Source organism: Bosea sp. AS-1 (assembly GCF_002220095.1).
GTDB lineage: Bacteria > Pseudomonadota > Alphaproteobacteria > Rhizobiales > Beijerinckiaceae > Allobosea.
The window spans coordinates 4,454,288-4,472,313 of record NZ_CP022372.1; the positions used below are offsets into that span (position 1 = coordinate 4,454,288).

The window sequence follows — 18,026 nt, forward strand, 5'->3', positions numbered from 1 at the left end:
CCGATGCCATTCTACCGCGGCATGACCTGCGCGAACGTGACCATCGGCGGCGACGGAGGCGATCCCATCACCGCCTATGTCGCGAAGCCCGAGGGACCCGGACCCTTCCCGGCCGTGGTGCTGGTCCACCACCTGCCCGGCTGGAGCGAGTTCTATATCGAGACGACGCGGCGCTTCGCCCATCACGGCTACATCGCGATCTGCGCCAATCTCTACGAGCGGTCAGGACCGGGCAATCCGGACGACGTCGCCGCCAGGGTGCGCGCCGAAGGCGGCGTGCCGGATGCCCAGGTCGTCGGCGATACCGCGGCCGCGGTGAAGTGGGTGCGCAGCCAGCCGGAGCACAATGGCAAGGTGGCGCTGTTTGGTTCCTGCTCCGGCGGACGACATGCCTTCCTCTACGCCTGCCGGAAGCAGGACGTCGACGCCTGCGCCGAACTCTGGGGCGGCCGCGTGGTGATGCCGCCGGAAGACCTGAACGCCAAGACGCCGGTCTCGCCGAACACCCTGACCAAGGACCTGTCCTGTCCGCTCATCGGCATTTTCGGGAACGAGGACCGCGCTCCGAGTCCGGAACAGGTCGATCAGCACGAGGCGGAGCTGAGGCAGCACGGCAAGGCTTACGAGTTCCACCGCTATGACGGCGCCGGCCACGGCTTCTTCTACTGGCACCGGCCGATGTATCGCCCCGAGCAGACGATGGACGCCTGGAGCAAGATCTTCGCGTTCTTCGGCAAGCATCTGTCCTAATCGGAGGAGCACAGCATGTGCACATCGATTGTCGAGATCGTCCCGGTCGAAGGCATGGCCAAGCGCGGCGAGGACTGGTTTGCGCTGACGCAGGCGGTCGTCGCCTATGACCATGCCCGCCACGCGCCGCTGGCGGATGCCATCACGCTGGATTTCGTCAACTCCGGGCTCGACGCCGGTGCGCGGGCCGGCATCGAGTTGACGCTCGAAACCGCCAAGGCACTGCATGAAGCGCTCGGGCGAGCGATTGCGGAAGCGGAATTCGAGGAGGCAGAGGTGCGCGGCAGGGGTGCATCGGCGCGTTTCGTCAGGGTGGCTTAGGCGACAGCTCCCGCTTCTCGCCTGCTCCGGCCGATCATGGCGGCGCGGTCGACAGCCACCAGCTCCCGCCGGCGAGCCAGCAACTCTCGTCCGGCTCGCCGCCAAAGCGGATCGACTGCACGCTCGCGATGTCGCCCCTTGCGAAGGCGGCCGCGAGATCGCCTTCGATTTCGGCATCCTGCTCCGCCTGGCAGGGAATGAAGCTGGCCTGCGAGATGAAGCGCGCGGACCAGGACGACGGCTCTCCATCCCACGGCTTCTCGACAAGAAGCATTCCGCCCCGCCGCTGCTCCCCCTGCAGCGGAAACAAGAGCCGGCCGCCGGGGCGCAATGCCTTGAGCCAATTCGCGGAAGGTCGGCTGATCCCGGCGTTCACGTAGACGACATCGGCCTGGGGCAGGCCGTCGACCGTGCCCGAGCGGGCCATCAACTTCGCCTGCGGCCAGGATTGGAGATTGGCCGCGGCTCGTTCCGCCAGGGCGGGATCGATTTCATAGGCATGGACATGGCCCTCGGGGCCGACCAGCGTGGCGAGGATGGCCGAATAATAGCCGCTGCCCGCGCCGATCTGGACAACCGTCTCGCCCGGTTGCGCTGCGACGCAGTCGAGGCAGCGCGCATGCAGGCTGGGCTCACCGATGTTGATCCCACGCGCCGGATCGAGCGCGATCAGCACGTCCTGGTAGAGGAAGGCGGGATCGGCATCCGGCGTCTCGACATAGCCGACACGTCCGGGCCCCTGTTTCCACGGGCTGGCGACGCGGATCTGCCATGGTCCCGGCCCGACGAAAGGCTCGCGCGGAACGGATGCGAAGGCGGCCTCGATCCGAGGATCGCGAACGGCGCCCACCCAGGTCACGTAGCGGGCGAAGAACGCCCGCAGCTTGGCAGTCCGCTGCGCCTCCGCAGTCACAGATTGCTGGTCAACCATACCCGCCCCTCGAAGCGCCGTCGTTCAACGGTATCGCTTCAGCGGTGCGGATCAACCGCCAGGCGAGGCACGAATGCCCCCTGGTTACTCCGCCGGCTCTTCGATGGTCGAGCGGAAGTCGCTGGCTGGGTAAACGCCCATGATCTTCATCTCCTTGGAGAAGAAGGCGAGTTCGTCGAGCGCGCGCCGGAGCGCCGGATCCTCCGGATGTCCCTCGACATCGGCGTAGAACATGGTCGCGGAAAACAGCCCGTCGACCATGTAGCTCTCCAGCTTGGTCATGTTGATGCCGTTGGTGGCGAAGCCGCCCATCGCCTTGTAGAGCGCCGCCGGGATGTTGCGGACGCGGAACATCAGCGTCGTCACCGTCTTGCCGGCCCCCTGGCGGGCATATTCGGGGTATTTCGAAAGCACGACGAAGCGCGTGGTGTTGTGCTTCTCGTCCTCGATATCCTCCATCAGGATATTGAGGCCGTAGACATCGGCGGCAATGCGCGGGGCGATGGCGGCGCGGGTGACGTCGCCGGCCTCCGCGACCTGCCGGGCGGAGCCCGCGGTGTCGGCCGCCACCTCGGCCTTCAGCCCGAGCTTGCGGATGATCTTGCGGCACTGGCCGAGCGCATGGATATGGCTCTGCACCGTCTTGACGGTGCCCAGCGTCGCGCCCTCCACGCCCATCAGATGGAAGCGGATCGGCAGGAAATGCTCGCCGACGATGTGCAGGCCCGAACGCGGCAGCAGATGATGGATATCGGCGACGCGGCCGGCGATCGAGTTGTCGATCGGGATCATGCCATAGCGGGCCTTGCCGTCGCTGACGGCGGCGAGAGCGTCCTCGAAGGTGGCGCAGGGCAGGAGCTCGCAGTCCGGAAACACCTGGAGAGCCGCCTGCGAGGAGAAGGCTCCGGGCTCACCCTGGTAGGACACGACGAAGGACATGGGGACTCTCAGGCTCCTGCACGGGACTTCAGGATCGCGCGGGCGCGATCAAGATCATGAGGCGTATCGACGCCGAGCGGCACGTCGTCGACGACGATGATGTCGATGCGCATGCCGTCCTCGACGGCGCGCAGTTGCTCCAGTCGCTCGCGCTGCTCGAGCGGCGACGGCGGCAGCGAGACGAAGCGGTCGAGCGCGCCCCGACGATAGGTATAGAGGCCGATATGATGATAGAGCGGCCCCTCCCCGCTCGGAGCGGTCGAGCGAGTGAAGTAGAGCGCCCGCATCCGGCCAGGTGCGATCGTGCTGCCGATCGCCTTGACGACGCTCGGCTCCGTCTTCTCCTCCTCGCGCGTGATCACCGTGGCGAGCGTGACGATGTCGACCACACGCTCCTCGAGCGGCTTCACCGAGGCGATGATGACGCGCGGGTCGATGGTCGGCAGGTCGCCCTGGACATTGACGATGACGTCGTGACGGCCCTGCGGATCGACGAGATCGGCCGCTTCCTTGATGCGGTCGGAGCCGGACGGGTGATCCGAGCGGGTCAGGACGGCGCGGCCACCCGCTTTTTCCACAGCCGAGACGATCTCGGGCGTATCGGTGGCGACCACGACGGGTCCCAAGCCCGTCTCCATGGCGCGGCGCCAGACATGGACGATCATCGGCTCGCCATGGATGTCGGCGAGCGGCTTGCCGGGCAGGCGCGTCGACTGCATGCGGGCGGGAATGAGAATCAGCGGATTCGGCATGAGCGGCGGCAGGTCCGGTGGAACACCGCACCTGATCGGAAGCGGCGTCGAAAAGTTCTCGAAACGAAGCGCGCTTATACGAGTTGCAATCAAGCGCGCAAAGCGGTTAAGCAGCATCCGAGGCTGGAGCCGTTCAAGACTCCGGCCAACCGCTATCTCGTCTCCCGCGCCTTGGCTGCGGAAGGCTCCAGGGTTCGGATACGATGAATATCGAAGCCAACAAGATCGCCGGCGCGGTTCTCTCCACGCTGCTCGTGGTGATGGGCCTCCAGATGGTAGCCGGCATCGCGTTCGCGCCACACAAGCCGGCCGTTCCCGGCTATGATCTGCCCAGCGCGGAACCGGCGGCTGCCGGCGGCCCGGCCCCGGCTGCCGCGGAAGATCCGCCGATCGCGGATCGCCTCGCCAAGGCCGACCCGGCCAAGGGCGAAAAGGCGACCGCCGCCTGCAAGGCCTGCCATACCTTCGAGAAGGGCGGCGCCAACAAGGTCGGACCGCATCTCTTCGGCGTCGTCGGCCGCAACGAAGGCACCGTCGAAGGTTTCGGCTACTCGGCTGCGATGAAGGGTCGCACCGACAAGACCTGGGAGGCCGAAGGCCTCGACCACTTCCTGAAGAACCCGAAAGCCTATGTCGCGGGTACCGCGATGTCCTTCGCCGGCATCAGCAACCCGCAGACCCGCGCCGACGTGATCGCCTATCTCAGCACCCTGAAGTGACCAGCTTCGCCTCGGTCGATTGCTGACGTTTCGAGCCGGGCTTCATGCCCGGCTTTTTCTTGCGGCGTCTCACTCCTGCCCTCACCATGGCGAGAATGCTTCGGCATTGCCGTTCCGGCCTTCGCGGGCGACAAGGGACAGGCGAATCGGAGAAGGAGACGCGAGACGATGGCGATGCGCATCACACGCCGCAGGCTGTTCGAAGCCGGAGGCGTCATGGCGGCAGCGGCCGCCCTGCCGGAACTGTCCGGGTCGGCGCTCGCGCAGGAAACCGAAGCGCACGGGCTCTCGACCTTCGGCGAACTCGCCCTGCCACCCGATTTCCCGCATTTCCCCTATGTGAATCCGCAGGCGCCCAAGGGCGGCACGCTGACGGTGCAAATCAAGAGCGCCAGCGGCAACCAGAGCTTCGACACCTTCAACACGCTGAACATCTGGGTGCTGCAGGGCGACGGCGCGGCCGGGATGGATGCCTGCTTCGACAGCCTGATGGCAGGCTCAGGCGACGAGCCGGGCTCACTCTACGGGCTGCTGGCGAAAAGCGTCGCCGTCTCGCCCGACAAGCTGACCTATCGCTTCCGGCTCAGGCCCGAAGCGAAATTCCAGGACGGCTCGCGGGTCACGGCCAAGGACGTCGCCTTCTCGCTCAACATCCTCAAGACGAAGGGACATCCCTCCTATCGGTTGATTCTGGGCGAGCTGGTCTCGGCCACGGCCGAGGGTGACGACATCGCCGTCGTGCAGCTCTCGCCGAAGCGCAGCCGTGACCTGCATCTGGTCGTGGCGAGCCTGCCCGTGTTCTCGGAAACATATTGGTCGACGCGGGACTTCACCGCCTCGACGCAGGAGCAGCCTCTCGGCTCCGGCCCCTACAAGGTCGGGCGCTTCGAGCAAGGCCGCTTCATCGAGTTCGAGCGCGTTGCCGACTACTGGGCCAAGGACCTGCCCGTGAATATCGGCACCAATAACTTCGATCGTGTGCGCTGGGAGTATTTCCGCGACCGCCAGGTCGCCTTCGAGGGCTTCAAGAGCGGCGTCGTCACCTTCCAGGAGGAGTTCACCTCTCGCATCTGGGCGACGGGTTACGACTTTCCTGCGATCAAGGAAGGCAAGGTCAAGAAGGAAAGCCTGCCGAGGACGGAACCCGTGGCCTCGCAGGGCTGGATCTACAATCTGCGGCGCGAGAAATTCGCCGACCCGCGTATCCGCGAGGCGCTGGGCCTGGCCTTCGACTTCGAGTGGACGCGCAAGACCATCATGTTCGGCTTCTACGAGCGACTGACCTCCTATTTCGAGAACTCGGATTCGAAGGCCGTCGGCAAGCCCTCGCCGGAGGAGCTCACACTGCTCGAGCCCTGGCGCGGCAAGGTGCCGGACGAAGTCTTCGGCGAGCCCTGGCTGCCGCCGGTCTCCGACGGCTCCGGCAGCGACCGCGCCCTGCTGCGCAAGGCCGACGAGATGCTGCGCGCCGCCGGCTGCAGGCGCGAGGGCAATGTGCTGAAACTGCCGAACGGCCAGCCCTTCGAGATCGAGTTCCTCGACTCCAATCCGGCGCTCCAGCCCCATACCCAGCCCTTCCAGGCCAATCTCAAGCGGCTCGGCATCAACGCCACCTCGCGCTTCGTCGATCCGGCGCAGTATCAGCGCCGCCTCGACGAGTTCGATTTCGACATCATCACGCGCGCCCTCAGCGGCAGCGCCATCCCGAGCGACACGCTGCGCGTCGTCTACGGCTCGGAAGCCGCGAAGACGCGCGGATCGCGCAACCAGAACGGTATCAGCGACCCTGCCATCGATGCCATGATCGACAAGATCGGCCAGGCCCACAGCTATGCCGATGCCGTCACCGCCGCGAAATGCCTCGACCGGCTGCTGCGTGCCGGACGCTACTGGATCCCGATGTGGTGGAACGACGAGGTCTGGCTGGCCTATTGGGACATGTTCGACCGGCCTCAGACCAAGCCGAAATACGGCTCCGGCGCGCCGGGCATCTGGTGGTACGACGCCGAGAAGGCCAAGCGGATCGGGAAGGCGTGACCGGCGCATGCTGAGCTATATCGCCCGGCGACTCGCCCTGATGGTGCCGACCCTGTTCGGCATTCTGCTCGTGTCCTTCATCATCGTGCAGTTTGCTCCCGGCGGCCCGGTCGAGCGCGTGATCTCCCAGCTCCAGAACCCCAATAGCGGCGCGGCCGATCGCGTCGGCGGCGGCCAGGGGGGCGATACCGGCGCCCATAGCGACGGCAGCGCCTATCGCGGCGCGCAAGGGCTGGACCCCGCCTTCATCAAGGAACTGGAGAAGCAGTTCGGCTTCGACAAACCGGCGCCGGAACGCTTCTGGAAGATGCTGACCGACTACGCACGCTTCGATTTCGGCCGTTCCTACTTCCGTGGCGCGCCGGTGCTACAGCTCATCAAGGAGAAGCTGCCCGTCTCGATCTCGCTCGGCTTGTGGATGACGCTCCTCTCCTACGCCATCTCGATCCCGCTCGGCATCCGCAAGGCGGTGAAGGAAGGCTCGCGCTTTGACACCTGGACCAGCGCCATCGTCATCATCGGTTACGCGATCCCGAGCTTCCTGTTCGCGATCCTGCTGATCGTGCTCTTCGCCGGTGGCTCCTTCTGGCAGATCTTCCCGCTTCGGGGGCTGACGTCCGACAACTGGAGCGACCTCTCGCTGATCGGCAAGATCAAGGACTATCTCTGGCATATCTGCCTGCCGGTGACGGCGATGGCGCTCGGCGCCTTTGCGACCTCGACGCTGCTGACCAAGAACTCCTTCCTCGACGAGATCCGCAAGCAATACGTGCTGACCGCTCGGATGAAGGGCCTGACCGAACGTGGCGTGCTCTATGGCCATGTCTTCCGCAATGCGATGCTGATCGTCATCGCCGGCTTCCCCGGTGCCTTCGTCAGCGCGCTCTTCGCGGGCTCGCTGCTGATCGAGACGATCTTCTCACTCGATGGGCTCGGCCTTCTCTCCTTCGAGGCGATCGTCAACCGCGATTATCCGGTGGTCTTCGCCAACCTCTACATCTTCTCGCTGATCGGCCTCGTCGTGCACCTCATCACCGACCTGACCTATAGCTGGGTCGATCCCCGCATCGATTTCGAGACGCGGGAGAGCTGAGGATGAGCGATACGCTGCTCGACGTTCCGCCGCCCTCTCTCCGCAGCGACGCGCCGCTGGCGCCTGTCGAAGCGAGTCAGGGCTGGCTGAAGCTGACGCCGATCAACCGGCGCCGGCTCAACAACTTCAAGGCCAACAAGCGCGGCTGGTGGTCGTTCTGGCTATTCCTGGCGCTGTTCGTGCTGTCGCTCTTCGCCGAGTTCATCGCCAACGACCGCCCTCTTCTCGTCCGCTACAAGGGCGAGTGGCTGTTTCCGGTCGTGGTGAACTATCCCGAGGAAAAATTCGGGGGCTTCCTCGCCACGACCGATTATCGCGACCCGGTCATCGCCAAGGAGATCGCCGCGAACGGCTTCGCGGTCTGGCCGCCGATCCGCTACAGCTACAACACCAACAACCTCGACCTGCCCGTCCCGGCCCCCGCCCCACCGACCTGGCTGCTCAAGGACGAGCAGTGCAAGCCGATCGCCAAGCGGACCGGCGGCGCGACCTGCCGCGACATCGAATGGAACTGGCTCGGCACCGACGACCAGGGCCGCGACGTGGTGGCGCGACTGATCTACGGCTTCCGCATCTCGGTGCTGTTCGGGCTGATCCTGTGCGCCTTCTCCTCGGTCATCGGCATCACGGCCGGCGCCGTACAGGGCTATTTCGGTGGCTGGACCGACCTGATCTTCCAGCGCCTGATCGAGATCTGGACCTCGATCCCGGCGCTCTACCTGCTGATCATCGTCGCGGCGATCATCACACCGAGCTTCTTCGTGCTGCTCGGCATCCTGCTCCTGTTCTCCTGGGTCTCGCTGGTCGGGGTGGTGCGCGCCGAATTCCTGCGGGCGCGCAACTTCGAATATGTGAGGGCGGCGCGCGCGCTGGGCCTGTCCAACCGCACGATCATGATCCGCCACCTTCTGCCCAACGCCATGGTGGCGACGCTAACCTTCCTGCCCTTCATCCTGAACGGCTCGATCACGACGCTGACCTCGCTCGACTTCCTCGGCTTCGGCCTGCCGCCCGGCTCGCCTTCGCTCGGTGAGTTGCTGGCGCAGGGCAAAGCCAATCTGCAGGCGCCCTGGCTCGGTCTCTCCGGCTTCATCGTGATCGCGCTGATGCTGTCGCTGCTGATCTTCATCGGCGAGGCGGTGCGCGATGCCTTCGACCCGCGGAAGACCTTCGCATGAGCGCGCCGCTGCTTTCCGTCGAGGACCTTTCGGTCGCCTTCCGCCAGGGCGGCAAGGAGGCGCTCGCGGTCGACCATGTCTCCTTCTCGATCGACAAGGGCGAGACCGTCGCGATCGTCGGCGAGTCCGGCTCGGGCAAGTCGGTCTCGGCGCTGTCGATCCTGAAACTCCTGAACTATCCGGCGGCGCATCATCCTTCCGGCAAGGTGCTGTTCAAGGGGCAGAACCTGATCGCGGCCGACGAGGACGCGATGCGCAAGGTGCGCGGCAACGACATCACCATGGTGTTCCAGGAGCCGATGACCTCGCTCAACCCGCTGCACACCATCCAGAAGCAGATCGGCGAGATCCTCGAGCTGCACAAGGGCTTGCGCGGCGAGAAGGCGCGGACGCGGACGCTCGAACTGCTCGGCCTCGTCGGCATCCGCGACGCGGCAAGCCGGCTCGACGCCTATCCGCACCAGCTCTCCGGCGGTCAGCGCCAGCGGGTGATGATCGCGATGGCGCTCGCCAACGAACCCGACCTGCTGATCGCCGACGAGCCGACCACCGCGCTCGACGTCACCGTGCAGGCGCAGATCCTGAAGCTGCTCAAGGAGCTTCAGGCCCGGCTCGGCATGGCGATGCTGTTCATCACCCATGATCTCGGCATCGTCAGGCGTATCGCCGATCGCGTCGTGGTGATGCTGAAGGGCAAGGTCGTCGAGGAAGGGCCGGTCGCGGAGATCTTTGACAACCCGCAGCATCCTTATACGAAGCGCCTGCTCGCCGCCGAGCCGAAGGGGCGGCCCGAACCGGTCGCGAGCGATGCTGCGACGCTGCTCGAAGCCGGACCGATGAAGATCTGGTTCCCGATCAAGTCCGGCTTCCTGCGCCGCATCACCGGCCATGTGAAGGCGGTCGACGGCATCTCGGTGAAGGTGCGCGAAGGCGAGACCCTGGGCGTCGTCGGCGAATCCGGCTCGGGCAAGACCACGCTCGGCCTCGCCATCCTCAGGCTGATTTCCTCGGAAGGGCCGATTGTCTTCCTCGGTGACCGCATCGACGGACTCTCCAGCAAACAGGTCAGGCCCAAGCGGAAGGACCTGCAGGTCGTCTTCCAGGACCCTTATGGCTCGCTCTCGCCGCGCATGTCGGTAGCCGAGATCGTTGCGGAAGGCCTCGGCGTGCAGCAGAAGAACCTGTCCTATGCCGCCCGCCGCGAGATCGTGGCGCAGGCTCTCGCCGATGTGGGCCTGGATCCTGCCGCGATGGACCGTTATCCGCACGAATTCTCCGGCGGCCAGCGGCAGCGCATCGCGATCGCGCGCGCGATGGCGCTCAACCCGAAATTCGTGGTGCTGGACGAGCCGACCTCGGCGCTGGATATGTCGGTCCAGGCACAGATCGTAGACCTGCTGCGCGGACTGCAGGCGAAGCGCAAGCTGGGCTATCTTTTCATCAGCCACGACCTCAAGGTGGTGCGGGCGCTCTCGCATCGGCTCGTCGTGATGCAGAACGGAAAGGTCGTCGAGGAAGGTCCGGCCGAAGAGGTCTTCGCCCGGCCACGCGAGGCCTATACGCAGGCCCTGCTGGCCGCCGCGCTCAATATCGAGTCGGCGTCCAATGGTGCCGTCAGGGAGTGAGCATGGCACGCGCGCTGCTCATCGTGCTGGATTCGGTCGGTTGCGGCGCTGCGGAAGACGCTGGCGCCTATGGCGACGAAGGCTCCGACACGCTCGGCCATATCGCCGAAGCCTGTGCCGAAGGTCGCGGCGACCGGGAGGGGCTGCGCACGGGGCCGTTGCAATTGCCGAACCTCGTGCGGCTCGGGCTCGCCCATGCTTGCGAGGCTTCGACCGGCCGCGCACTCGCCGGAGTGACGAAGCCCGCGCAGCCGCAAGGACGCTGGGGTTACGGCGTCGAGGTCAGCCAGGGCAAGGACACACCTTCAGGCCATTGGGAAATCGCCGGCTGTCCGGTGAACTTCCGCTGGGGCTATTTCACCGATCTGGAGAACTCTTTCCCGCCGGAGCTCATCGCCGGCATCGTCAAGGAAGGCGCCCTGCCCGGCATCCTCGGCAACAAGCATGCCTCGGGCGTGACGATCATCGAGGAGCTCGGCGCGGACCATATCCGGACCGGCAAGCCGATCTGCTACACCTCGGTCGATTCCGTGCTGCAGATCGCGGCACATGAAGAGCATTTCGGTCTCGACCGGCTCTATGCGCTCTGCAAGACGGTGCGCGGGCTGGTTGATCCGCTGAAGATCGGCCGCGTCATCGCCCGGCCCTTCATTGGCTCGCCGGAAGACGGGTTCACCCGCACCGGCAACCGCAAGGACTTCGCCATCCCTCCTCCGCGGGAGACGATCCTCGACCGGCTGACGGCGCAGGGCCGCGCGGTCGTGACCGTCGGCAAGATCGGCGACATCTTCGCCCACCGCGCCACCGGCATCGAGATCAAGCCCTTCGGCAACAATGCGATGGTCGAGGCGGCGCTGGAGGCCTGGGATGGGCTGCCCGATGGCGGCTTCTGCTTCGTCAATCTCGTCGATTTCGACACCGAATACGGCCATCGCCGCGATATCCCGGGCTATGCTGCGGCACTCGAGGCCTTCGACAAGCTGCTGCCGCGGATCGAGGCTGCGTTGAAGCCGGACGACATCGCCGTCATCACGGCCGACCATGGCAATGATCCGAGCTGGCGCGGCACCGACCATACCCGCGAGCATGTGCCGATCCTCGCCTTCGGCCCCGGCATCGTGCCCGAGCCGCTCGGCCGGCGCGAGAGCTTCGCCGACATCGCCGCGAGCCTCGGCATCTGGCTCGGCGTCGGCCCCGTCGGACCGGGGCGGCACTGGTAGCTCAGGCGGCCGCGACGTTGCCGCAGAAGAGCGCGACGTCCTGGCGGATGCTCTGGGCTTGCTGCGCGAGGTCGGCCGCTGTTTCCTGCAGCTTCTCCGCCGCGCCATGCGTCTCGACTGTCATGCTCTCGAAGCCGCCAGCCATGTCTGCGCTGCGCTGCGCGCCCTCGAAGGACAGCCTGACCTGATAGGCGATCTCGGAGGTCGCCCGGCTCTGCTCGTCCACGGAAACCGCAATCGCATTCGCGACCCGCTCGACCTCGCCGATAGCGTCAACGATCTCGCGGATCGCCCTGAGCGAGCTCTGCGTCGCCTGCTGCATCGCGCCGATATGGGCCGAGACCTCGTCGGTCGCCTTGGCCGTCTGAGCGGAGAGCGTCTTGACCTCGCTCGCGACCACCGCGAAACCGCGCCCCATCTCGCCGGCGCGCGCCGCCTCGATCGTCGCGTTCAACGCCAGCATGCTGGTCTGGGCCGCGATACCGCGAATGATCTCGACGACGGCACCGACATCCTCGCTACGTTCGGTCAGTTCCTCGATCTCACGGCTGGCCTGCCGAGCCAGCTCGGCCGTGGATTTCGAGCCATCGGCGGACTGGCCGGCATTGCGGCCGATTTCCGCGATCGAGGCGGCGAGCTCGGTGCTGGCTGCCGAAAGCTGGTCAATGCTGTCCATCGTTCCGGCAGCCGCCTCGGCGACGAGCGTCGTCTGGCCGCGTGCATGTGTAGCCGTTTCCGTCAGGCTGCCTGCCTTCGACTGCATGGTTTCCGCCGAACGGTCGAGCAGGATCATGGCGCCGTCCATCTGGCTGCGGAAACGCGAGACGAGCGCCTGCAGGCTGGTGGCGCGACGGCTGAGTTCCTCGGACAAGGCCCTTTCCTTTTCGCCCGCCAACCTCTCGCGCTCGGCCACTTCCTGCGCCCGCGCCAAATTCTCTTCGCCCTCATTCAGGCGCCGCTGCAGCAGCAGGGCGAAGGTCGCGAGAAATGCTGTCTCGATCAGCACGATGACCGCGTGGAGAAGAACCCTGAAAAGATTGCCGCCCTGGTAGAAGACCGCTGCCGGCAGGACATATTGCAGCACGAGGTGATGCAATGCAGTCAGCGTCGCCCCGAGCAGGATCGGTCGCCAGTCACAGAAGCCGGCAAACAGCGCCAGGACCGCGAAGTAGTACATGTGGATGTCCGGCTGCCAGGGGTGACCGGCGAAGCTGAAGACCAGCGCCGAGACCTGACCGATCAGCACCGTGACGATGGCGAGCTGTGTGACCTGGCCTGTGCCCGCGACACGATAGAGAAGCGGCAGGATCGCCGCTGCAAAGCCGATCAGCGTCACGGGCACGATGCCATCCTGGCCTCGCATCCAGAAGCTGAAGGCCAGCAGCGGAACATGCAGCAGGGCCAACCCGATCAGGGCTAGCGCGACGCGGCGGCGAATGACCTGAAGAGACCAATTCACTGAACTTCTCCCGGCACGGCCGCGCTGTCGAGGCAGCCGGCAAGACCAGCCAGTTTCAGAGACAGCCAGGCGCCCCGCGGCAAAGAGGCGGGTTCCGCGCGCGGCGCGACGACGACGATCGAGGCCAGCCGCCCGGTCCTCAGCACGCGGTCGCCCGCAGCGAAACTGCGCGCCACCGCCTCGGCTTGGCCAATCCAGAACGGGAACACGATGGCGACCGGCTCATCGCCGGCCGAACCATGCGGAAGGCTCGCCAAGGCTGCTGCTGCACCGAGCAGGGTCAGCATGGCGACGAGTGCCGTCGCGGCAATCATGCCCTTGCGACCATGCGTTTCATCGGGAGAGAGCACGGAAAGGTCGCTAGGCAGCACGCTGTTCGTCCAGGAAGGGATACATGGCCAAGAACGACAGGCCGGTAAAATTTCATCTAACCGACTAGGTCTTACTTAAACAGAAACTCGCCGGATCCGTCGCGTTAGGGATTCATTAACGCGCGAAATACAACCTAAGGTTGTTAATTCTAATGGAACTTTCGCGATGATTGCTTCGCTGGGACTGTTCAGAAGGGATGAAGACGGGACGAGCGCGATCGAATTCGCCTTCGTCGCGCCGGTCCTGCTCCTGCTGCTGTTCGGCATCATGGGCTACGGCTACGTCTTCGGCATCTATCACAGCGTCCAGCAGATGGCTGCAGAGGCGGCCCGCTCCTCGGTCGCGGGTTTGAGCGATGCGGAACGCGCCCGGATCGCGCAGGACTACGTCGCGGCCAATGCTGGCGCCTACGCCTTCATCGACCCTGCCAAGGTGAAGGTTCGCACGCTCCAGACCGGGCCGCAGCAGCAGAGCTTCGAGGTCGCGGTCAGCTACGACATGACCGGCTCGCTCTACGACCAGCTCAGCCGGCTCGTATCGCTGCCGCAACCCCTCATCGAACGCCGCGCCGTCGTGCAGCGCGGCGGCTACTGAATCCATCGGCATCGGGCTGGGGAGGCCTCGCCATGCGCAAGCTTCGGGATTTTCGTAACGACGAACGCGGCGGAGCCGCCATTCTCTTCGCCATTTCGCTCGTCGCCCTGCTCGGCTTCGGCGCCATGGCGGTCGATGTCGGCAGCTTCTTCTACGAAAAGCGCAGGCTGCAGACCGCGAACGACCTCGCAGCGCTCGCGGCGGCCAGCGACATCCCGCGCGCCCAGGCCGCGGCGCAGGCCAGCGTGAGCCAGAACGGCTTCCAGGGCGGCAATGTCAGCGCCGTGCAACCCGGTATCTACACGCCGGACCCAGCGAAAGCTCCGGAGGACCGCTTCGTGCCGGGGCCGGCTTCGAATGCCAATGCCGTCCGGATCGACATGCGAATGATGACGCCGCTCCTGCTTGGACGCGCGTTCGCCACCTCGCGCACGACAACACCTCCACCCGGGACGAAGCCGTCACCGATCCAGGCCAGCATGGAGGCGGGCGAAGTGCCGATCGGCAGCCGCGCCATCGCCTATCAGGATGCGCAAGCCTCCTTCGCGATCGGCTCGCGCCTGCTCAAGCTTGACGGCGGCCTGCTCAACGGCCTGCTGGGCGGCCTGCTCGGAGGCGGCGTCTCGCTGTCGGTGATGGACTACGAGGCGCTGGTGAAGGCGCGGGTCGATCTCTTCGACTTCTCCAAGCATCTGGCGACGCGGCTCAATCTCACCGCCGCGACCTATGACGACGTGCTGAAGGCGCATGCCACGCTGGGCGACGTGCTCTCCGCCATCGTCGATGCCTCCCGCGACAATGATGCCCGCAGCGGTGCGGCCACCGCCGCGCTGGGCAAACTCGCCTCCGTCGCCGCCAGCGGCCTGCCGGTCGATCTCTCGAAGCTCGTCTCCTTCGGGCCGGCAGGCGACAAGCCGGTTTCCGGGCCGAAGCCGCTCGCGGCCTCGCTCACGGCGCTCGACATCGTCTCGGCCGTCGCGCAGATCGCCAATGGCCAGCGGCAGATCGATGTCGGGCTCGCGCTCAACCTGCCGGGCATCGCGGCCGTCAACCTCAAACTCGGCATCGGCGAGCGGCCGATCGGCAGTGCCATGGTGCGCGTCGGCCGGACGGGGGCGAGCGTCCACACGGCGCAGACACGCCTGCTGCTCACCGTCGACCTCGTGGGTTCGGGGGCGGCCTCGCTGGTCAGGCTCCCGGTCTATCTGGAGCTTGCCGCCGCAACGGCGAAGCTCACTGCCGTGCAGTGCTCGCCCGGAGACGTCTCGACCTCGCGCGTCACGCTGGGCGTCAGGCCGGCGCTGGTCGATGCCTGGATCGGGCAGGTCTCGATGGCCGAATTCAATAATTTCAGCACCGCGCCAAACCCGCCAGCCGCGACCCTCGTCAACGTCGCCGGCCTCGCCAAGGTCAATGCCCGCGCCCATGTGACGATGACAAACCTCGCCGAGACGCCGGTGATCTTCAGCTATGCCGAGATCCAGCGCGGCGACAAGAAGACGACTTCCACGCAGAATTTCGTCGCGACCCTGCTCGGACGACTTGTCGGCGATCTCGAACTGCGGGTCGAGGCACTGGGGCTCGGCCTCGGCGTGCCGGGTCTCGACGGGCTGGTCGGCGGCATCGTCGGCAATGCCGTCACGCCGCTCGACCAACTCATCAACGGCGTCCTCGGCACACTCGGCATCGGGCTCGGCCAGGCCGATAGCTGGGTGACCGGCGTGCGTTGCGGCGGGGCCGTGCTGGTGCAGTGACGGCCGTCAGTCCCTGAGCCTTTCCTTGATGCGCCGGGTCAGCCCGTCCCGAACATCGCGATAGGCATCGAGCTTCTGCTCGCGTGCGCCCTGCACGAGAGTCGGGTCCATGGTCGGCCAGTATTCGACGGTGGTCGCCAGGGTCCGCGTCAACTCCAGCGCCTTGTGATGAGCCTCGGGAGAGAGCGAGATGATGAGGTCGAAGTTGAGACCTTCCCACTCCTCCAGTTCCTCGACCGATTTCGGCCTGTGTCGGCTGAGATCGATGCCGATCTCGTCCAGAACCTCGAGGGCAAAGCCGTCGACCTCGCCTTTCCGGGCGCCGGCGGACTGGACATAGATCGACTTGCCGAAGAAGTGCTTGGCCAGTGCCTCGGCCATGGGCGAGCGCACGGCGTTCATCGCGCACATGAAGAGCACGCTCTGGACCTTCCGCGGCGGGGCCGGCTCCAACCGGGTCAGCCTTTCCAGTGCAACGCGTAGATCAGCGTGAACAGCCGCCGGGCCGTGTCGAAGTCGATCTCGACCTTGTTTGCCAGCCGGTCGACCAGAATGCCCGCAGCCTCGTCGTGCAGGCCGCGACGGCCCATGTCGATGGCCTCGATCTGGTCGGGCGTCTGCGTGCGGATCGCGGCATAGTAGCTCTCGCAGATCAGCTCGTAGTCCTTGACGATGCGCCGGAACGGGCTGAGCGAAAGGTGGTGCGTGACGACCGGCTCGCCGTCCGACGCCTTGATGTCGAAGACGAGGCGCCGCTCGACCAGCGCGAGATGGGCGTGATACGGGCCGCCATCATGGCCGGAGACGACGAAGCGGTTCCGCTCGATCAGGTCATAGATCGCGATGGCGCGCTCATGCTCCTGGTCGGGCGAACCCCGCCCCAGCGAGGATTCGTCGAGGGTCACGCCGACAAGGCACTGGTTTTCCGAAGACGGGTCGGCCGGCATCGCTCCTCCTGTCGCAGCGACGCCCTGCCCGGCGGCGCTCAGAGATTCAGCCTGATCGTCACGGAACGGCCGTGCGCCTGCAAGCCCTCCGCTTCGGCCAATTGCGTGGCGGCCGGCGCAAGCCGGCGCAGCCCTTCCGGTCCGCATTTCAGAAGCGAAGTCCGCTTCATGAAATCGGCGACGCCAAGACCCGAGGAGAAGCGCGCCGAGCGGGCAGTCGGCAGCACATGGTTGGGGCCGCCGACATAATCACCGATCGCCTCCGGCGTATGGCCACCGAGGAAGATCGCCCCGGCATTGCGGATGAGCCCGGCCAGACGGTCCGGCTCGGCAGTGATGATCTCGAGGTGCTCCGGTGCGATCCGGTCGACCAGCGGCACCGCCGCCTCCAGATCGGCTACCAGCAGGATCGCGCCGAAATCCTGCCAACTCTTGCCGGCGATCTCGGCGCGCGGCAGCGTCGCGAGCTGGCTTGCGACCGCCTTCTCAACTTCGGCCGCGAGCGCGGCGTCATCGGTCATCAGGATCGACTGGGCCGAGACGTCATGCTCTGCCTGAGCCAGCAGATCGGCCGCGATCCAGTCGGGATTGGCGGTGCGATCGGCAATGACCAGCACCTCGGAGGGGCCGGCGATCATGTCGATGCCGACCTGGCCGAAAACGCGGCGCTTGGCGGCGGCGACATAGGCGTTGCCCGGACCGACGATCTTGGCGACGGGCGCGATCGCATCCGTGCCATAGGCCAGCGCCGCCACGGCCTGGGCGCCGCCAATACGATAGACCTCATCGACGCCGGCGAGCCTGGCCGCCGCCAGCACGAGCGGATTGGTCTCGCCGCGCGGCGTCGGGGCGACCATGACGATACGCGGCACCCCCGCAACCTTGGCGGGGATGGCGTTCATCAGCACCGAGGACGGATAGCTCGCCGTACCGCCCGGCACATAAAGACCGACCGCCTCGATGGCACTCCAGCGCCAGCCGCTCTCGACGCCGGCATCGTCCTTCACCCAGGAATCCTCGGGCTTCTGGCGGCGGTGATAGATCTCGATGCGCTGACGCGCCGTTTCCAGCGCTGCCAGCAATTCGGGCGAGCAGGCAGCGACAGCCGCGTCGATCTCGGCCTCGCTGACCCGCAGCGTCGCGGGGCTGAGGTCCAGGGCATCGAAGCGGCTGGTATAGGCGATCAGCGCGGCATCGCCCTTTTCACGCACCTCCGCGATGATGTCGGCGGCGATGCGGTCGACCTCTTCCGAAACCTCGCGCTTGGCGGAAAGCAGGGCTGCGAAGCCCTCGGCAAAGCGTGCGTCCCTATCGTCGAGCCTGATCGGCATCGCT

Annotated in this window: 18 protein-coding genes; 10 read left to right on the forward strand and 8 right to left on the reverse strand. The window is 66.1% G+C overall.

Translation table 11 applies throughout. The annotated features are described in order from the left end of the window. Positions 1–3: 3 nt before the first annotated feature. The gene (locus tag CE453_RS22950; protein WP_198302187.1) at positions 4–750 is read left to right on the forward strand and encodes a dienelactone hydrolase family protein; all 747 of its coding nucleotides are present in this window, start codon (positions 4–6) and stop codon (positions 748–750) included. Positions 751–765: 15 nt separating this feature from the next. Next, complete coding sequence (locus CE453_RS22955; protein ID WP_089176675.1) at positions 766–1,071, forward strand: DUF6295 family protein; 306 nt, start codon at positions 766–768, stop codon at positions 1,069–1,071. A gap of 34 nt (positions 1,072–1,105) precedes the next feature. On the opposite strand, the gene CE453_RS22960 is transcribed toward CE453_RS22955, so the two are convergent. The 3 genes from CE453_RS22960 to CE453_RS22970 form a co-directional block, all read right to left on the reverse strand. After that, entirely contained in the window at positions 1,106–2,002 is an 897-nt protein-coding gene (locus CE453_RS22960) for a protein-L-isoaspartate O-methyltransferase family protein (protein WP_089176676.1), read from the reverse strand. Positions 2,003–2,086: 84 nt separating this feature from the next. Further along, positions 2,087–2,941 (reverse strand): prephenate dehydratase, encoded by an 855-nt coding sequence (locus CE453_RS22965; protein ID WP_089176677.1) that lies wholly within the window; start codon positions 2,939–2,941, stop codon positions 2,087–2,089. Positions 2,942–2,949: 8 nt separating this feature from the next. After that, on the reverse strand, positions 2,950–3,693 hold the full coding sequence (locus tag CE453_RS22970; protein ID WP_089176678.1) for a 3-deoxy-manno-octulosonate cytidylyltransferase: 744 nt from the start codon (positions 3,691–3,693) through the stop codon (positions 2,950–2,952). A gap of 203 nt (positions 3,694–3,896) precedes the next feature. On the opposite strand from CE453_RS22970, the gene CE453_RS22975 reads away from it, so the two are divergent. The 6 genes from CE453_RS22975 (at position 3,897) to CE453_RS23000 (ending at position 11,565) form a co-directional block, all read left to right on the forward strand. Next, positions 3,897–4,412, forward strand: a complete 516-nt coding sequence (locus tag CE453_RS22975; RefSeq protein ID WP_089176679.1) for a c-type cytochrome — start codon at positions 3,897–3,899, stop codon at positions 4,410–4,412. 168 nt (positions 4,413–4,580) lie between these two features. Continuing rightward, positions 4,581–6,449: an extracellular solute-binding protein gene (locus CE453_RS22980; RefSeq protein ID WP_089176680.1), complete on the forward strand. Its 1,869-nt coding sequence runs from the start codon at positions 4,581–4,583 to the stop codon at positions 6,447–6,449. Positions 6,450–6,456: 7 nt separating this feature from the next. Continuing rightward, entirely contained in the window at positions 6,457–7,542 is a 1,086-nt protein-coding gene (locus CE453_RS22985) for a microcin C ABC transporter permease YejB (RefSeq protein WP_089176681.1), read from the forward strand. A 2-nt stretch (positions 7,543–7,544) separates the two neighbouring features. After that, the gene (locus CE453_RS22990; protein WP_089176682.1) at positions 7,545–8,720 is read left to right on the forward strand and encodes an ABC transporter permease; all 1,176 of its coding nucleotides are present in this window, start codon (positions 7,545–7,547) and stop codon (positions 8,718–8,720) included. Beyond that, the gene (locus CE453_RS22995) at positions 8,717–10,345 is read left to right on the forward strand and encodes an ABC transporter ATP-binding protein (protein WP_089176683.1); all 1,629 of its coding nucleotides are present in this window, start codon (positions 8,717–8,719) and stop codon (positions 10,343–10,345) included. Before CE453_RS22990 ends, CE453_RS22995 begins: the two co-directional genes overlap by 4 nt. A gap of 2 nt (positions 10,346–10,347) precedes the next feature. Further along, on the forward strand, positions 10,348–11,565 hold the full coding sequence (locus tag CE453_RS23000; protein WP_089176684.1) for a phosphopentomutase: 1,218 nt from the start codon (positions 10,348–10,350) through the stop codon (positions 11,563–11,565). Position 11,566: 1 nt separating this feature from the next. Here the strand turns inward: CE453_RS23000 and CE453_RS23005 are convergent, their stop codons facing one another. Both CE453_RS23005 and CE453_RS23010 read right to left on the reverse strand, forming a co-directional pair. Continuing rightward, a complete protein-coding gene (locus CE453_RS23005; protein ID WP_089176685.1) occupies positions 11,567–13,024 on the reverse strand; it encodes a methyl-accepting chemotaxis protein in 1,458 nt (485 codons plus the stop codon). Further along, positions 13,021–13,395 (reverse strand): hypothetical protein, encoded by a 375-nt coding sequence (locus CE453_RS23010; protein ID WP_157733156.1) that lies wholly within the window; start codon positions 13,393–13,395, stop codon positions 13,021–13,023. The genes CE453_RS23005 and CE453_RS23010 overlap by 4 nt, the downstream gene beginning before the upstream one ends. 166 nt (positions 13,396–13,561) lie before the next feature. On the opposite strand from CE453_RS23010, the gene CE453_RS23015 reads away from it, so the two are divergent. Both CE453_RS23015 and CE453_RS23020 read left to right on the forward strand, forming a co-directional pair. Continuing rightward, the gene (locus CE453_RS23015; protein WP_089176687.1) at positions 13,562–13,990 is read left to right on the forward strand and encodes a TadE/TadG family type IV pilus assembly protein; all 429 of its coding nucleotides are present in this window, start codon (positions 13,562–13,564) and stop codon (positions 13,988–13,990) included. Between the two features lie 32 nt (positions 13,991–14,022). Next, entirely contained in the window at positions 14,023–15,744 is a 1,722-nt protein-coding gene (locus CE453_RS23020) for a pilus assembly protein TadG-related protein (RefSeq protein ID WP_089176688.1), read from the forward strand. Between the two features lie 6 nt (positions 15,745–15,750). Here the strand turns inward: CE453_RS23020 and CE453_RS23025 are convergent, their stop codons facing one another. Genes CE453_RS23025 through hisD form a run of 3 tightly spaced genes read right to left on the reverse strand, consistent with a single transcriptional unit; the run spans position 15,751 to position 18,022 of the window. Beyond that, positions 15,751–16,155 (reverse strand): arsenate-mycothiol transferase ArsC, encoded by a 405-nt coding sequence (locus CE453_RS23025; protein ID WP_089178109.1) that lies wholly within the window; start codon positions 16,153–16,155, stop codon positions 15,751–15,753. Between the two features lie 47 nt (positions 16,156–16,202). Beyond that, a complete protein-coding gene (locus CE453_RS23030; protein WP_089176689.1) occupies positions 16,203–16,691 on the reverse strand; it encodes a UPF0262 family protein in 489 nt (162 codons plus the stop codon). A 38-nt stretch (positions 16,692–16,729) separates the two neighbouring features. Further along, on the reverse strand, positions 16,730–18,022 hold the full coding sequence (gene hisD, locus CE453_RS23035; RefSeq protein WP_089176690.1) for a histidinol dehydrogenase: 1,293 nt from the start codon (positions 18,020–18,022) through the stop codon (positions 16,730–16,732). Positions 18,023–18,026: the final 4 nt, after the last annotated feature.

Bases quoted from the DNA above. Each gene is read 5' to 3' on its own strand.
- CE453_RS22950 (WP_198302187.1), top strand. From the start codon at position 4: ATGCCATTCTACCGCGGCATGACCTGCGCGAACGTGACCATCGGCGGC.
- CE453_RS22955 (WP_089176675.1), top strand. From the start codon at position 766: ATGTGCACATCGATTGTCGAGATCGTCCCGGTCGAAGGCATGGCCAAG.
- CE453_RS22960 (WP_089176676.1), bottom strand. From the start codon at position 2,002: ATGGTTGACCAGCAATCTGTGACTGCGGAGGCGCAGCGGACTGCCAAG.
- CE453_RS22965 (WP_089176677.1), bottom strand. From the start codon at position 2,941: ATGTCCTTCGTCGTGTCCTACCAGGGTGAGCCCGGAGCCTTCTCCTCG.
- CE453_RS22970 (WP_089176678.1), bottom strand. From the start codon at position 3,693: ATGCCGAATCCGCTGATTCTCATTCCCGCCCGCATGCAGTCGACGCGC.
- CE453_RS22975 (WP_089176679.1), top strand. From the start codon at position 3,897: ATGAATATCGAAGCCAACAAGATCGCCGGCGCGGTTCTCTCCACGCTG.
- CE453_RS22980 (WP_089176680.1), top strand. From the start codon at position 4,581: ATGGCGATGCGCATCACACGCCGCAGGCTGTTCGAAGCCGGAGGCGTC.
- CE453_RS22985 (WP_089176681.1), top strand. From the start codon at position 6,457: ATGCTGAGCTATATCGCCCGGCGACTCGCCCTGATGGTGCCGACCCTG.
- CE453_RS22990 (WP_089176682.1), top strand. From the start codon at position 7,545: ATGAGCGATACGCTGCTCGACGTTCCGCCGCCCTCTCTCCGCAGCGAC.
- CE453_RS22995 (WP_089176683.1), top strand. From the start codon at position 8,717: ATGAGCGCGCCGCTGCTTTCCGTCGAGGACCTTTCGGTCGCCTTCCGC.
- CE453_RS23000 (WP_089176684.1), top strand. From the start codon at position 10,348: ATGGCACGCGCGCTGCTCATCGTGCTGGATTCGGTCGGTTGCGGCGCT.
- CE453_RS23015 (WP_089176687.1), top strand. From the start codon at position 13,562: ATGATTGCTTCGCTGGGACTGTTCAGAAGGGATGAAGACGGGACGAGC.
- CE453_RS23020 (WP_089176688.1), top strand. From the start codon at position 14,023: ATGCGCAAGCTTCGGGATTTTCGTAACGACGAACGCGGCGGAGCCGCC.
- CE453_RS23025 (WP_089178109.1), bottom strand. From the start codon at position 16,155: ATGTGCGCGATGAACGCCGTGCGCTCGCCCATGGCCGAGGCACTGGCC.
- CE453_RS23030 (WP_089176689.1), bottom strand. From the start codon at position 16,691: ATGCCGGCCGACCCGTCTTCGGAAAACCAGTGCCTTGTCGGCGTGACC.
- hisD (WP_089176690.1), bottom strand. From the start codon at position 18,022: ATGCCGATCAGGCTCGACGATAGGGACGCACGCTTTGCCGAGGGCTTC.